We start from the raw sequence: 14,130 nt of genomic DNA, 5'->3' as shown, positions 1-14,130 counted from the left end.
GATCACGATTTCTGCCTTTCTTCCTGCAACTGCCGGCGACGGACCATCGCGTGGCGGAACAGGGCGCGCACCAGGACAGCCACCACCATCAGACAGCCAGCCAACCCGACCACGATCACGCGGAAGGGATGGTTATGCATATACCAGTCAGGCATCAGCCACAGCGGCACCGTGCCAACCGTATACAGCGGCGAACTGCGGTAGGATGTCAGGTCATCGCCATGCGCCAGCACAAGATCGCCCTGCACTTTCGCCTGGTTCTTACGCTGCCCCAGGATCTGGACCAGATTGTCCAGCCCCTGCCCGTCACCCGACAGCAGGGCCAGCACGGTGCGGCCGGACGCCAGCGGCGATTCCGCTTCCACCATCGCGCCGACGCCACCGCTCAGCGTGGTCTCGACCTCGGTCGGGTGCGTGTTGCTCATGACCGACATCGGATCCTGGAAGATGTTCCACACGCCGCTCAGAGTAGAACGCAGCCCCATGTGAAGCCGTCCGTCCGAAATCTGGTACGCCGAGTTGGCCAGCAGGGCAGACACATCCGCACTGTTGGACAGGGTGGACAGGACAATCAGGTTCCGGTCCGCCACGTCACTGACATGGTCGGCCGAAACGATATCAACGCCCGAGACGGGATACCATGTCGTCGCCCCCATGAAGCCCATGAGGTCGAGATAAGCGCTGACCACCGTGCCATTGGGATGATCCGGCAGCACCACTGCCGAACGCGACAGGTCGGCATAGGTCGTGAACGGATACCCCGCACTGGCCATATAGGCCAGGTTGGGCATGCGCGTGATGTGATAGGCGTTGGACAGGTCGATGGTCGAATCCGGGTCAACCGACATGTGGATCAGGCTTGGGCCGGGACGGCAGCCGGGCTGCGCCAGCGGGGCTGCGTCAAAATAGAACTGCAGCTGATCCTGACCGAACACCATCCACGGCGGAATGGTCAGCGTATGCTGTTCCACGCCCGCGTTCTGGGTGCCCACGCCAACACGATGCAGCAGCTGATCGACAACCGAACTCTGCTCCCGCAGTGAATAGGACTGCAGGTATGTATTGTTGATGCCGACATCCAGATGCGAACGCGCCACATCAAGGATCGGGCCATCCGGTGCGCGGAAACGCACGTTCAGCTTGTACGGACGGTCACGCCACGTATAAAGGTCAGGCGACACGCGGAACGGAACCGACAGCACGCCCGGCGTATACCCTTCGCCCTGCAGGGCGCTGACCGGCACCAGTTCCCCCAGCCGGACCGGGCGGCTGGTGGGAATGAAGGACGGCGCGTCATTGGCCTGGCGCGGGGCGACATCAATCGGCGCCACATCCATGCGGCTGGCGACCGGCAGGGCGCTGGACCCGAAGCCGATCCCCTTGCTTGCGGCAATGACTTCATCCCGGTCACGCCCTGTCACCAGCAGCACCGTGCCGTTGGGATCGGATGGGTTGGCGACCTCCATCAGGGTGGGGCCACTGACGGACGGACGGCCCAGCGCCGCCGGCAGTTCATCCGCCACGCCAACCACAATGGCATTGCCGGTCTGGGGAATGGTGGAGAAGACGGGGAAATTGACCCCACGGAAGTCGGTCTGCTGCCCGAACCACGACGCGATGATGCCGGAGGCCTTGAGCACCTCGGGATCAAATGTCTGTGCAAGGACGAACGGAATGACGACTTTCTGCCTTACAGTCTTATCAAAGAAGGGCTGGGGCAGACGGGCCAGCTGACGACGGGGAGGAAGCGGAATGGTCGTGATCTGCAGCTGCGAATGTTCGGACACGCTGGCCCACTGCAGCCCGTTGGTCGGGTCCGCGCACCCCTTGGAACCTGAAGCGAAGTTGAAGTTCAGGCGGTTGCCGCTGACAAAGAAAATCGGGTTGATGTCAAATGACAGCGGCCCGAATGCCGGATGCGTCGGGTCGGGACGCAGCGTGCCGATATACTGTTCGTTCAGCGTGATCGTCACCGCGCTGTTATCAGGCTGGAGGTTGGGCGACATGGCCCCGGACACGACCAGTCGGGCCGATGTCACCAGCTGGTCCGCCGGAATCCCGAACTGCAGCCCCTGCAGCGGGGCGGCGCCGCGCATGGTCAATGCACTCTGCGCACCCAGTTCCTGAAGGGAATAGGTATGGACAGTTGCAACATCGGTACCGACGCCTGCCGCATTTTCGGCATTGTCCAGTATTGCATCCGCGTTACTGGCGCTTCCCGCATCGGATGCGGGCGCGGCTGATGCCGGATCAGTTGCCTGTGCGGAAGGTTGCGCCGCTGGCGCCACCGGTGCCGCCGCAGGCAGGGGGGGGAGATCACTGCCCGTAGGCTGGTGGGCTGGCGCTTTGGACGCAATCGGGGCAGCCTGCGCTCCCGTTGCGAAAACCAGCAGCGCGATCAGGGACACCATTTTCATATCACGAGGCCGCACGACTGATCTTTCCTTCCTGTTTCTGACCACCCTGGCTGGTTGTTGGCTCCCTACGCTCAACCGGCAGTGCAATTGGTTTCTTTTTGGGACGACTATGGGCAATCATCTGACCCTTCCTGCGGAACAGTGCCTTGATGCTGAGGATCAGACTCCACAGGCTTCGTAACGGCCGGTCATCCTCATAATTATTCCACTGCAGCCAGGCATCGGCGCGTCCAAACACGAACCGGACCACGGCCGCCTCAACCTGAATATTACTGATCGACCACGTAAACACCGCCTTGCCCCGGGCACTGCGGATCATGATGGCCGGAAGGTTCATCTCCTCGCCATCCAGTACAGCATGGATTACGACCTGTACAGGCTGATCGGGCGTGACCTCACGCCATGGCAGATGGATCGCCACACCGCCCATGGAGACGTCTTCGGTAATGCCGTGGCTTGAATTGCCATCGTAATCATAAACCGTAACGGGAATCTGGGCTTCGATACGGTGGTTCTGGCGCAACTGCTTTGTTTCACGCCCCACGGAGATTGCCGCCATCAGGATGATCAGACTGATCACCGACCAGATGCAGTTCAGCGCGTACGCACGTTCCGAAATGATGTCCAGGTGCTGGAAGATCAGCGCATATACCCCACGCAACAGGCCAAGCGCCATGATGCCGGCGAAAATAATATTCGGATAGGTGGCGGTGAGGTCGAATTCCTCACGTTCCAGAACGCCGCCTTTTTCCGTCACGTTGAACTTGCCCTTGGAGGGGAACAGCATCGTGACGATGGTCACCCGCACCAAGAACAGCGCCATGACGGTTTCGTACACTTCACTCCAGAACGAATAACGCCAGCCCTTGTTGACCTTCGCCGCGGTCGCAATGGAATGGAACATGTGCGGGATGGCATAGACCCCCACCGCCAGCGGCGACGCCGCGATGATATTCTGGCTGAAGAACAGGAAGGCCAGCGGGGATGCAAGGAAGATGACGCGGGGAATGGCGAAGAAGAACGACGTCATGGCCGACAGGTAGCAAAGACGCTGTCCCAGCTTCAGACCCGGGCCAAGCATCGGGTTGTCGACACGGAAAATCTGGATCATGCCACGGGCCCAGCGCATACGCTGCCCGATATGCGTGATGAGACGTTCTGTCGCCAGGCCACTGGCCAGCGGAATGCGCAGGTAGGCGGTCGACCAGCCCTTGCGCTGCATACGCAGCGCGGTATGGGCGTCTTCGGTCACGGTTTCGGTTGCGAAGCCGCCGATTTCCTCAATCGCCTTACGGCGCAGGATGGCGCACGACCCGCAGAAAAAGGTCGCGTCCCAGAAGTCGTTACCGTCCTGAATGACGCCATAGAACAGGTTGCCTTCGGGCGGGGTGCGGTACCCCACGGCCAGGTTACGCTGGAACGGATCGGGGGAATAGAAGTGATGCGGCGTCTGCAGCAGGGCGATTTTCGAATCGCTGACCATCCAGCCCATGGCGATCTGCAGGAAGGCGCGCGTCGGGATGTGGTCACAGTCCAGGATGAGGATGTGATCGCCCGTCGTATGTTTAATGGCGTAGTTCAGGTTACCGGCCTTGGCGTGCGCGTTATCGGGACGGGCGATGTACCGCGCGCCGCAGGCCTCGGCAAAGCGGGCGAATTCTTCACGCCTGCCATCATCCAGAATGTAGACATTCACCTTGTCGGGCGGCCAGTCGATACCCAGCGCCCCCAGCACCGTCAGGCGCACGATGCTCAGTGCTTCGTCATAGGTCGGGATAAAAATATCAACCGTGGGCCAGTCATCGGGATTGGCCGGTAGTGGCAGCGGCGCACGATGCAGGGGGGAAATCGTCTGGAAATAGCTGAGGAACAGCATATAGAGCGCATACAGTTCCGCCAGCAGCAGCGTGACACCCAGCACGCCCTGCGTCCAGGTATCGAAGTCCAGCGTCTCCGTCAGCCGCCACGTCAGATACCGCAGGGACACCAGCGCCGAAAGCACCTCCAGAAAGACCTGGGTGCGACGGCTCTTGCGGCGGCCGACGATAAAAAATACCGCCACACACACTAATGCCACAATCATCTGTTCATTAAGCGACAGCGTAACCATGGTTGCGGCAAGCAGGGCGCAAAGCCCCAACGCCCCAACGACATAGCTGGCACCACGCAGTGACAGTATCTTGTTGGAAAAGCGGCCGAACCAGCTTTCCGCAGGCGCTGACGACTGAACCTCTGACATCAATAACTCGTCCGATTAATAAATACTGATAAAACAGATAGTTACGTTCAAAAGAAAACCGTCAGACGCATCTGGTCCGTCATGTCGCCTTTCGGCCCGCATGGCACGCGGGTCATACGGGGCCCGGGCCCCCTGCCCTGTATCCCGTCGCGGACCGGCCTGCCATCATGACCGGTCGCGCCTGTCGGGATCAGGATTGCTCGTTCTCTTCCTCACGCTTGCGCAGCAGGGCCTCACGCAGGCTCGGCTTGGGGATCAGGCGGTCGGTCGCCCGTCCCCCCAATGTCATGAACACTTCGGTCAGGGTCGGGGAGTTATCGGTCGGCGCCGGACGACGTCCCGCGCTTTCATTCCATGAATTCTTGTCGAATTTTGTCATCGTGGTCACCTTGGAAGCAGGTTTGGAAACAGGCCGGGGCATCGGCACCGGTGTCGGCTGGAACAGCCGGGCCATCTGGGTCCGGTCGCCTGCCTTGGCAAAAAAGAATCCAGGCCCGGTCGGGCGCTGTCCCCGGCGCTGCTGCGCCTTGGGTACGGGAGCCCACTCATCCGTCGCGACAACTTCCGGCTCCGGGGCTTCAATCGTGAAGGAAGCGGACTGCGCCGGCGCCGGACGCGGTGGCGTAGCAGGCGCGACAAATGGTGGCAGGCCACGCCGTTCCCGCCCACCCGACTGCACGACATCAGGTGTCGTTGCGGCAGGCCTGGGCTGCGGTGCGGGTGACACCACGGTTTCCGGCGGAGGGGGGGATGGGGGCGGCGGTTCCGGCGCGACCGTTTCCATGACAGGCGGCGCGGGCTGCGGAGGCGGCTGCGGCACATGCACGACTTCCGGCACAACCGGAGCCGGTGGCGGTGGCGGTGGCGGTGGCGGTGGCGGCGCTTCCTCCACAATGGGAGGCATGGCTACAGGCGTGACGGCAGGCGGCTCTGGTTCCGGCGCAGGTGCAACTGCGGGAGCCGACGCATACGGCTCCGGCTCGGCATAATGCTCCTCGACGTAGGCATGCGTGTCGTCGTGATCTGCTTCTTCAGGAACATCCACGGGCGTATCCCGCACGATGGACCGGAAGGAATGGTAATGAAAGCCTTCGCCGCTCAGACCATAGCCAGTCGTAAGCATGCGGGACACATCCTGCGGATTGTCCATGTCCACATTACGGTGTGGCGCCGGTGTCCCTGCGTCCTTATCGGCTGAACTCACATCCCACCTCCCTCGGCACGGGCGATATAGACCAGCAGTGTAAGCGCTGCGGAATAATAATCCGGCGCATGATCCAGCGTGGGCAGTTCCCCGGCTGATGCCAGACCCGAACACGACGCAACGGCCAGATAACCGGGCGGCGCATTATAGGGCGAACGCGAACCATTTGTCAGGTCAACCCAACCCGGCAGGGCGGATGCACCAAAATGGTTCCAGAACCGGGTGTAATCAGCCAGCAGTTCCGGCGACAGCATATGCGCCCAGTACAGGTAAAGCGGCACGCGAATCGCGTCGTAGGAGAAACGCGGCGGCCAGCCCTTTGCGATGGAGAAATTACCCGTCTGCCGGTTGATCGACAGCCAGTCCGGCGGCAGCTTCCATTCACCGAACTGTGCCTTGCCAATGATGCGCAGGCCATTTTCGATCACGGTCTGCCACTGGGATTCGCCTGACAGCTCAAACGCCTGCAGGAGGGACGGCATGACGTAATAGGACAGGTTGAGGGTCACCGCTTCCTTGGTGACGAATCCGTCCGCCCCCGGCAGCAGTACCGTATAGGGACCGACCTTCATGGTCATGTGCTTCAGCACGTCGGCGTAGATGTTTATAGCGTCCTGGATATAGTCTGCCCGCTTCCAAAGCTTGCCAGCCCGTGCCAGACCCAGCGCAATCAGCAGATCCCCGTCGGTGGCGTTGTTCTTGTCCGCCACCGGCGGGTTATGCCCGTCCAGGTAACGCCAGGAAAACAGGGCATCGGTCTTGTGCTGAAGGTTGTTGCGCGCCCAGACCCATATCGCCTCGAACGCTGCCTGGTCACCTGCCGTGGCGGCGAACAGCATGCCGTAGCCCTGCCCCTCGCTGTGGGATTCGCCGCTGTTGCCGGTATCGACAATACGCCCGTCGGGATGGAAATACTTGCTACGGAAAATGGCCCACTGCTGGCTCACCGCCGTGCCGTCCCCTGCTTCAGCCGCCGAAAGGAATGGAATGCTGCCGGTAGCCGCCATGACGGACAGAAAGGACCGACGCCCCATCCCGGATACATGTTTCTGCAGCTTCATAAAATCCAACAGCATTGATCACCACACACTAGAAATCAGAACCGATGCAACCACAGGCGGAAACCGGTGTTCAACTTCCCGCCCGGCGGCACCCATGACGCCTTAATCGCAAACTCCTCCATCCTGCAAGCCACACATGACTACTACGAGACAGACTTTATTACGGAAGGGAAGCATACCGCCTTCCCCCCCAATGGCGAAACTGCCACCAGCGTCCTGACGGACCGGAAAGGGGGTAAAGTTGCATTTTTATCACGTCGGGCCAGCAGACTCCCCCGGAAAATCCCGTTGATTATTCCTGCAGAAATCAAAAGAGAAATATGGAAAATGACCGGGTTCCAATATGCTGCCATCCGCCCCAAAATTAAAAGGCGGAAAATATTTTTAAATTTCGACGCCATTTGACATGAATCAATGCTTTTTGCGCAAAGCGTTTCGGCAAATATATAAGATGCCTTTATTATATATTAATATGAAAAACGTCGCCATGCCATAGATTGATTGCTTTTCAATGAAAATAACCCGGACAACTATCCATTACATACGAAAAGCCCGCCTTGCGGCGGGCTTTCATTCAGCGACCAGGGTATAAACAGCCAGAAACTGGCGTCCCGTACGGGATTCGAACCCGTGTTGCCGCCGTGAGAGGGCGGTGTCCTAGGCCTCTAGACGAACGGGACAAAGGCCGGTGCCGCGTTCTATGCGATCACCCGCAGGGATGCAAGAAAAGAATCGCGCCGCCCGCGGTCAGGACCGCCCCAGAACCAGTCGCGCCACGATGCGGCGGCCGGCAGGGTCCCATACCACCACACGGTCCACGCTTTCCCCGCCGGTCAGCACCACCGCCAGCAGCCCATCGGGGCGGGCGGTAATGGACTGCACATGCGTTCCCGGCGCTTCATCCACCACCAGATCCCCTGCCTGCACGCCCGGCCCCGCGATGACGGGGGCCGGCACCGTCGCCCCCGCCACCGCAACCGGGGCGGGCGCGGCGGGATGCATCATCCGGTGCACCAGTACGCCAACCAGCGCCAGCGAGCCGATGAACAGCAGGACCCCCATGCCGATCACCGCCGCAAGCAGCGCGCGCGATCCCTGTTTTTCCATTCTGTGCTTTCCGTTCCCGAATACCGTTTTTTCCGATAGACACATGCCATGATTGACACTGCCCCCCCTGCCCCTGTCATCGCCACCGCCAATGACGCAGGCCAGCGCACCGACCGTTTCATTGCCAATGTGGTCGACGGCCTTTCGCGTTCACGCGTCAAGTCCCTTATGGAAAGCGGCCATCTGTTACGCGACGGCAGCCCGCTGCGGGACCCGGCGGAACCCGTGCGGGCAGGCATGTGTTATGAAATTCATATCCCCCCCGCAATCCCCGCCACGCCGCAGGGGCAGGATATCGCGCTGGACATATTATATGAGGACCGCGACCTGATCGTGCTGGACAAGCCCGCAGGCATGGTCGTGCACCCTGCGCCGGGAAACGAGGACGGCACCCTTGTCAACGCCCTGCTGGCCCATTGCGGCGAAGGGCTGACCGGAATCGGGGGTGAACGGCGACCGGGAATCGTGCACCGGCTGGATAAGGACACATCGGGCATCATGGTCGCGGCCAAGACCGAAATGGCGCACCAGGCGCTTTCCCTCGCCTTTGCCGAACGCAGGATCGACCGTGCGTACCAGGCCATCTGCTGGGGCATTCCCACGCCCGCCAGCGGGTCATTCGATGGCGCGATCGGGCGCGACCGGCGCGACCGCAAGCGCATGGCGGTCATTGCCAATGGCGGCGGCAAGATGGCGCTGACCCATTACCGTGTGCTGGACACCTTCCATGGCGGCCTGGCCCATGTGGAATGCAGGCTGGCGACCGGACGCACCCATCAGATCCGGGTCCACTTCGCCCATGCCGGACACGCGCTGGTGGGCGATCCGGTTTACCTGCGCCGGATTCCGGCCGCATCACGCAGCCTGCCCCCCGCGGCAAAGGATGCGGCGCTGGACTTCCCCCGTCAGGCGCTGCATGCGCGCCGTCTGGGCTTTGTCCATCCGCGCAGCGGTGAGCAGATGCTGTTCGAGACCGCGCCCCCGGAAGATTTCCGTCACCTGCTGTCCAGTATTGCCTGATTTGCAGGCATATTCATTGACACAACGGGGCAGGATGCCTATGTTCGGTGATTGTTCGCCGGGGCCGACGCCCCCAGGCTAACTGGACGTCCTGTATAAAACTGCCCATGACGGGGGTCATATACAGGGACGTGAGATGTCCAGTCGTGCGTCTATCAGAGAGACGATGCAACCCTTCCGGTAACGGTTACGTTAGTCCGGATTAAAGCTGTCCCGTCCCTCTGGAACAGGAGTCCGTTACAATGGCCTCTTCTGCTTCTGCTCTTATTTCCGGTCCCGAAAACAACCTGTCCAAATACCTTCGGGACATCCGCAAATTCCCCATGCTCTCCCCCGAGGAGGAGCTTCGTCTGTCGCGCCGCTGGAAGGACAAGGGCGACACCGAAGCCGCGCATAAACTCGTCACTTCCCATCTGCGTCTCGTCGCCAAGATCGCCATGGGCTATCGCGGCTATGGCCTGCCGGTCGGCGAACTGATCAGCGAAGGCAATATCGGGATGATGCAGGCGGTCCGCCGCTTCGACCCCGACCGTGGCTTCCGGCTGGCGACATATGCCATGTGGTGGATCCGCGCCGCAATACAGGAATACATCCTGCATAGCTGGTCACTGGTGAAGATCGGCACAACCGCCGCCCAGAAAAAACTGTTCTTCAACCTGCGTCGCCTCAAGGGACAGATGCAGGCCATTGATGACGGTGACCTGCAGCCCGAACAGGTCAACAAGATCGCCCAGTCCCTCGGCGTGCCCGAACAGGACGTGGTGAACATGAACCGCAGGCTTGCCGCCCCCGACCACAGCCTGAATGCGCCGCTGCGCATGGATGGCGAAGGGGAATGGCAGGACTGGCTGGTTGATGACAATGACAACCAGGAAGAAACCCTTGCCCAGAGCGAGGAATATTCCGGCAGGCAGGCGCTGCTGGCCAACGCCATGAAATCCCTGAACGACCGTGAACGTCATATCCTGACCGAACGGCGGCTGAAGGATGAACCGGCGACGCTGGAAGAACTGTCGCATGTCTACAATATTTCGCGTGAACGCGTGCGCCAGATCGAGGTCCGTGCCTTTGAAAAGGTTCAGACTGCGATGAAGGCGGAAGTTGCCTCCCGTCGCGCACAGCACACGGCACAGGCCGACACCTGACCGCCCGACAGCCATCCCGTTAAAAAAAGCCCCGCACGCTTCTGGCGTTGCGGGGCTTTTTGTCTGTGCCGGCTCACAAAACTTCAGGAAACGCCGCCTTGAAAAAGGCGGCCTCCCAAAATTTTTGTGACGTTCCGATCAGTCCTCGAACGGGTCGCGCATCAGGATGGTGTCATCACGTTCGGGGCTGGTGGACAGCAGGGTTACCGGCGCTTCAACCAGTTCCTCGATCCGGCGGACATATTTGATCGCCTGCGCGGGCAGTTCAGCCCACGAACGCGCGCCCTTGGTGCTGTCCTTCCAGCCTTCCATCGTTTCGAACACCGGACGGATACGCTGCTGCGCACCGGGTGCCGACGGGAAGGCCGTGATCTTTTTGCCGTCCAGTTCATAACCAACGCAGATGCTGATTTCGTCCAGACCGTCCAGCACATCCAGCTTGGTCAGCGCCAGGCCGTTCACGCCACCCACGCGCACCGCACGACGCACCAGCACGGCATCGAACCAGCCACAGCGGCGCGGACGCCCCGTGACCGTGCCGAATTCATGCCCGCGTTCGCCCAGCGTGCGACCCATCTGGTCATGCAGTTCGCTGGGGAATGGCCCTTCACCCACGCGGGTGGTGTACGCCTTGGCAATGCCCAGGACGAAACCGATGCTGGTCGGTCCCACGCCCGCGCCCGTGCCCGCATTGGCGGCAACAGTGTTGGAACTGGTCACGAACGGATAGGTACCATGGTCCACGTCCAGCATTACCGCCTGCGCACCCTCGAACAGGATGCGCGCCCCGCTGCGGCGGCTGTCATCCAGCAGGTCCCATACCGGCGCCATGAAGGGCAGCACGCGCGGCGCCACGCCATTGAGGAAGTCCAGCAGGTCCTGCTTGGTGAACGTCTCCGCCCCAAGCCCCTTGAGCAGGGTGTTGTGGTGCAGCAGCAGTTCGTCCAGCTTCCAGTCCAGCGTTTCCGGCTCGGCCAGGTCACACAGACGGATGGCGCGACGGGCCACCTTGTCCTCATAGGCCGGACCGATGCCACGACCCGTCGTGCCGATCTTACGGTCGCCACGCGCGGCTTCACGCGCACGGTCCAGCGCGCCATGCACCGGCAGGATAAGGGGCGCGTTCTCAGCAATCTTCAGCGTCTCGGGCGTGACCTTCAGGCCCTGCGCCGTCACGCGGTCGATTTCCTTCAGCAGCGCTTCGGGATCAACCACCACGCCATTGCCGATCACGCCCATCTTGCCACGTACCAGCCCGGACGGCAGCAGGGACAGCTTGTAGGTCTGATCGCCCACCACCAGCGTATGGCCCGCATTGTGGCCACCCTGGAAACGCACGACCACATCGGCCCGGCTGGCCAGCCAGTCCACAATCTTTCCCTTGCCCTCGTCACCCCACTGGGTGCCGATCACGGTGACGTTGGACATTTCATGCTCCTTGCTATGCTGCCCGACCGGAATAAAGGCGACCAGCCGGAAAAACCTTGTTTATCAAACAATTAACGAAATAAAGTCAGATACCATCCACCGGCACGGGCTGACCATCAACCACCACCAGCGTGCAGGACAGGCGTCGTGCCTCGGCCCCTGCGTCACCTTCATCCCCCAGCGCGCTGACCGTGGCATAGCCCCCGGCGCGCAGGGCGCCCCCCACTTCTGGCGGCGTCCCCCACGGCAGGAACACCCGTGTCCGGCACGGCAGCGGCGGGGCCGCGCGCAGGATGATGTCGGGCCGCAGGGTCAGGCCACAGGCCGGCTCGTCATTATTGGACAGGTAGCGACCACCCCGGCCCAGTTCTTCGCGCTGGCCCGCGGCATATACGCTGACGCATACGCCGGTATGGTACTGCCAGCCACGGAATTCCACCGGGTCCACCGTCAGGCGGATACCGGGCACGCGCGCCTCGATCGCGGCAACGGTCGCCGCCAGCCGCACGCTGTGGGCCCGCACCACGGGCGGCAGGTCCACCGCCGCCAGTTCCGCCAGCGCCCCATGGGCCGGCCCCGCGGCATGCAGCAGACGGATCAGCACCGGGGCCAGTTCCCCGCCATGGCGCGCTACGGCGGCGGCATCCTTGCGGTCCAGCGCGCGCATCAGCATGCCGCGCACATGTCCGTCAAACCGGCCCGCATCGACCAGCGCCGTGGTCAGGGAGGGCATGGTGAGGTCAAAGGACACACCCTGCACCCCGAGGGTGGCAAGGCATTCAGCCGCGATGGCGACAATTTCGGCATCTGCCTCAGGCTGGTCGGGACCGATCAGTTCGACCCCCGCCTGCGAAATCTGACGTTCGCCATCGCCACGGCTGCTGTCCATAAGGATACAGGGTCCGGCATAAGCCAGACGCAGGGGACGCGGCACATCAGGCAGCCGTGTTGCGGCAATGCGCGCGATCTGCGGCGTCATGTCGGGCCGCAGCGCCATCATGCGCCGGGTATCGGGGTCCATCAGGCGGAAGGTCTGTTCCGCCACGGCCGCGCCCGAACCCGATAGCAGCGTTTCCTCGAATTCCAGCAATGGCGGCGTCACGCGGTCATACCCATGGGCCGCGAATACGCGCATCAGCGTCTCGACCCCCGCTGCCTCGGCCTCGGCCTCGGGGGGGAGCCTGTCCACGAACCCTGCAGGCAGCAGCGCGGGATTGAACGGCGGATCATCTGTCATATCGGGGGCCTATCGTGCGGCATCATGCCCCCCGTGACAGGCGGAGCATGACGGGTCAGACATGGAAAAACAGGGATCAGGCGTGCTGGGCGCGCACCTGCGCGTAAGCCCAGTCAAGCCAGGGCAGGACAGCCCGCAGGTCGGCAGTTTCCACCGTGGCCCCGCCCCACAACCGCAGGCCCGGCGGCGCATCGCGGTAGCTGCCCACGTCCATCGCCACTCCTTCCTGCCCCAGCAGGGACACGATCTTCTTGGCCGCCGCCGTCTGGCCCGCATGGTCCAGCGCGGTAAACCATGGGGCGACAATACGCAGGCATATGGCCGTGCTGGAACGGTGCTTCGGGTTGGGGGCAAGGAACTGCGCCCAGCCGGACTGTGCTTCCCAGTCGGCAATGGCGGCAAGGTTGGCTTCGCTGCGGGCAATCAGCCCCTTCAGGCCGCCAGCGTCTTCAGCCCATTTCAGACCATCCAGCGCATCTTCCACGCACAGCATGGACGGCGTGTTGATCGTGTCGCCACGGAAGATGCCGTCAATCAGGCCCTTGCTGTTGGTCAGACGGAAGATCTTGGGCAGTGCGCGGGGGGCTGGCGTGGACACCAGCCGCTGCACCGCGCGCGGCGACAGGGCCAGCATGCCATGGGCGGCTTCGCCACCCAGCACTTTCTGCCATGACCATGTAACCACATCCAGCTTTTCCCACGGCAGGTCCATGGCGAAGGCGGCGGATGTGGCGTCGCATATCACCAGCCCGTCGCGCTGCGTGGGAATGGCGGCATCATACGGCAGGCGCGCGCCCGATGTCGTGCCGTTCCATGTCAGCACCACATCGCGCGCCCAGTCCACCTGCGCCAGATCGGGGATTTCACCATAATCGGCCTTCAGCACGCGGGCATCGGGCAGTTTCAGCTGCGCAATGATGTCGTTGGCCCAGGTGGCGGAAAAGCTTTCAAACGCCAGCACGTCCACCGGGCGGGTGCCCAGGATGGACCACAGCACCATTTCCACCGCACCCGTATCGGACGCAGGCACGATGCCCAGCACCCAGTCTTCGGGCATGCCAAGGATGGCCTTTGAACGGGTAATAACCTCGTTCAGCCGCGCGCGCCCTTCGGTCGAACGATGCGAACGCCCCACCAGCGCATCCGACAGGGCATTGAGCGACCAGCCCGGACGCTTGGCGCAGGGACCGGAAGAAAAGCACGGATTGGCAGGCCGCACGGACGGCTTTGCAGTAAGGGCATCAGGCAAGGGAGACATCGTCCTGTTCGCGA

General features: G+C 62.2%; 11 protein-coding genes and 1 tRNA gene. 3 read left to right on the top strand and 9 right to left on the bottom strand.

Annotated elements, in window-relative coordinates:
• Nucleotides 1-2: 2 nt before the first annotated feature.
• From B7449_RS09900 to B7449_RS09885, 4 genes are all read right to left on the bottom strand, one after another.
• Entirely contained in the window at nt 3-2,432 is a 2,430-nt protein-coding gene (locus B7449_RS09900) for a cellulose biosynthesis cyclic di-GMP-binding regulatory protein BcsB (RefSeq protein WP_235721083.1), read from the bottom strand.
• Complete coding sequence (gene bcsA, locus B7449_RS09895; RefSeq protein ID WP_048883595.1) at nt 2,419-4,656, bottom strand: UDP-forming cellulose synthase catalytic subunit; 2,238 nt, start codon at nt 4,654-4,656, stop codon at nt 2,419-2,421. Before bcsA ends, B7449_RS09900 begins: the two co-directional genes overlap by 14 nt.
• A gap of 190 nt (nt 4,657-4,846) precedes the next feature.
• Nucleotides 4,847-5,860: an endoglucanase gene (locus B7449_RS09890; RefSeq protein ID WP_242407760.1), complete on the bottom strand. Its 1,014-nt coding sequence runs from the start codon at nt 5,858-5,860 to the stop codon at nt 4,847-4,849.
• Entirely contained in the window at nt 5,857-6,936 is a 1,080-nt protein-coding gene (locus tag B7449_RS09885) for a glycosyl hydrolase family 8 (protein ID WP_039735522.1), read from the bottom strand. The genes B7449_RS09890 and B7449_RS09885 overlap by 4 nt, the downstream gene beginning before the upstream one ends.
• A gap of 51 nt (nt 6,937-6,987) precedes the next feature.
• Between B7449_RS09885 and B7449_RS09880 the strand changes: the two genes are divergently transcribed.
• Complete coding sequence (locus B7449_RS09880; RefSeq protein ID WP_039735521.1) at nt 6,988-7,326, top strand: hypothetical protein; 339 nt, start codon at nt 6,988-6,990, stop codon at nt 7,324-7,326.
• A 199-nt stretch (nt 7,327-7,525) separates the two neighbouring features.
• Here B7449_RS09880 and B7449_RS09875 read toward each other — a convergent pair.
• Together B7449_RS09875 and B7449_RS09870 are read right to left on the bottom strand one after the other, a co-directional pair.
• Nucleotides 7,526-7,601, bottom strand: a tRNA-Glu gene (locus B7449_RS09875).
• Between the two features lie 67 nt (nt 7,602-7,668).
• On the bottom strand, nt 7,669-8,028 hold the full coding sequence (locus B7449_RS09870) for a hypothetical protein (RefSeq protein WP_039735520.1): 360 nt from the start codon (nt 8,026-8,028) through the stop codon (nt 7,669-7,671).
• 48 nt (nt 8,029-8,076) lie between these two features.
• On the opposite strand from B7449_RS09870, the gene B7449_RS09865 reads away from it, so the two are divergent.
• Entirely contained in the window at nt 8,077-9,048 is a 972-nt protein-coding gene (locus B7449_RS09865) for an RluA family pseudouridine synthase (RefSeq protein ID WP_039735517.1), read from the top strand.
• Nucleotides 9,049-9,290: 242 nt separating this feature from the next.
• Nucleotides 9,291-10,193, top strand: a complete 903-nt coding sequence (gene rpoH / locus B7449_RS09860; RefSeq protein ID WP_039735515.1) for an RNA polymerase sigma factor RpoH — start codon at nt 9,291-9,293, stop codon at nt 10,191-10,193.
• Between the two features lie 138 nt (nt 10,194-10,331).
• Here the strand turns inward: rpoH and B7449_RS09855 are convergent, their stop codons facing one another.
• From B7449_RS09855 to B7449_RS09845, 3 genes are all read right to left on the bottom strand, one after another.
• Nucleotides 10,332-11,621, bottom strand: coding sequence for an adenylosuccinate synthase (locus B7449_RS09855; RefSeq protein ID WP_039735513.1), 1,290 nt, complete (start codon nt 11,619-11,621; stop codon nt 10,332-10,334).
• A gap of 85 nt (nt 11,622-11,706) precedes the next feature.
• Nucleotides 11,707-12,858 (bottom strand): ATP phosphoribosyltransferase regulatory subunit, encoded by a 1,152-nt coding sequence (locus B7449_RS09850; protein ID WP_039735511.1) that lies wholly within the window; start codon nt 12,856-12,858, stop codon nt 11,707-11,709.
• A 76-nt stretch (nt 12,859-12,934) separates the two neighbouring features.
• Complete coding sequence (locus B7449_RS09845) at nt 12,935-14,116, bottom strand: phosphoserine transaminase (RefSeq protein ID WP_039735510.1); 1,182 nt, start codon at nt 14,114-14,116, stop codon at nt 12,935-12,937.
• Nucleotides 14,117-14,130 lie beyond the last annotated feature (14 nt).

This window comes from Komagataeibacter intermedius TF2 (genome assembly GCF_000964425.1).
Classification (GTDB): Bacteria; Pseudomonadota; Alphaproteobacteria; order Acetobacterales; family Acetobacteraceae; genus Komagataeibacter; species Komagataeibacter intermedius.
The sequence above is the reverse complement of the archived record's forward strand: the minus strand, read 5'-3'. Positions and strand labels throughout refer to the sequence as shown.

What these genes read in the sequence shown, in the direction of transcription:
- rpoH (WP_039735515.1), top strand. Translation starts at nt 9,291, where the DNA reads ATGGCCTCTTCTGCTTCTGCTCTTATTTCCGGTCCCGAAAACAACCTG.
- B7449_RS09885 (WP_039735522.1), bottom strand. Translation starts at nt 6,936, where the DNA reads ATGCTGTTGGATTTTATGAAGCTGCAGAAACATGTATCCGGGATGGGG.
- B7449_RS09855 (WP_039735513.1), bottom strand. Translation starts at nt 11,621, where the DNA reads ATGTCCAACGTCACCGTGATCGGCACCCAGTGGGGTGACGAGGGCAAG.
- B7449_RS09870 (WP_039735520.1), bottom strand. Translation starts at nt 8,028, where the DNA reads ATGGAAAAACAGGGATCGCGCGCGCTGCTTGCGGCGGTGATCGGCATG.
- B7449_RS09865 (WP_039735517.1), top strand. Translation starts at nt 8,077, where the DNA reads ATGATTGACACTGCCCCCCCTGCCCCTGTCATCGCCACCGCCAATGAC.
- bcsA (WP_048883595.1), bottom strand. Translation starts at nt 4,656, where the DNA reads ATGTCAGAGGTTCAGTCGTCAGCGCCTGCGGAAAGCTGGTTCGGCCGC.
- B7449_RS09845 (WP_039735510.1), bottom strand. Translation starts at nt 14,116, where the DNA reads ATGTCTCCCTTGCCTGATGCCCTTACTGCAAAGCCGTCCGTGCGGCCT.
- B7449_RS09850 (WP_039735511.1), bottom strand. Translation starts at nt 12,858, where the DNA reads ATGACAGATGATCCGCCGTTCAATCCCGCGCTGCTGCCTGCAGGGTTC.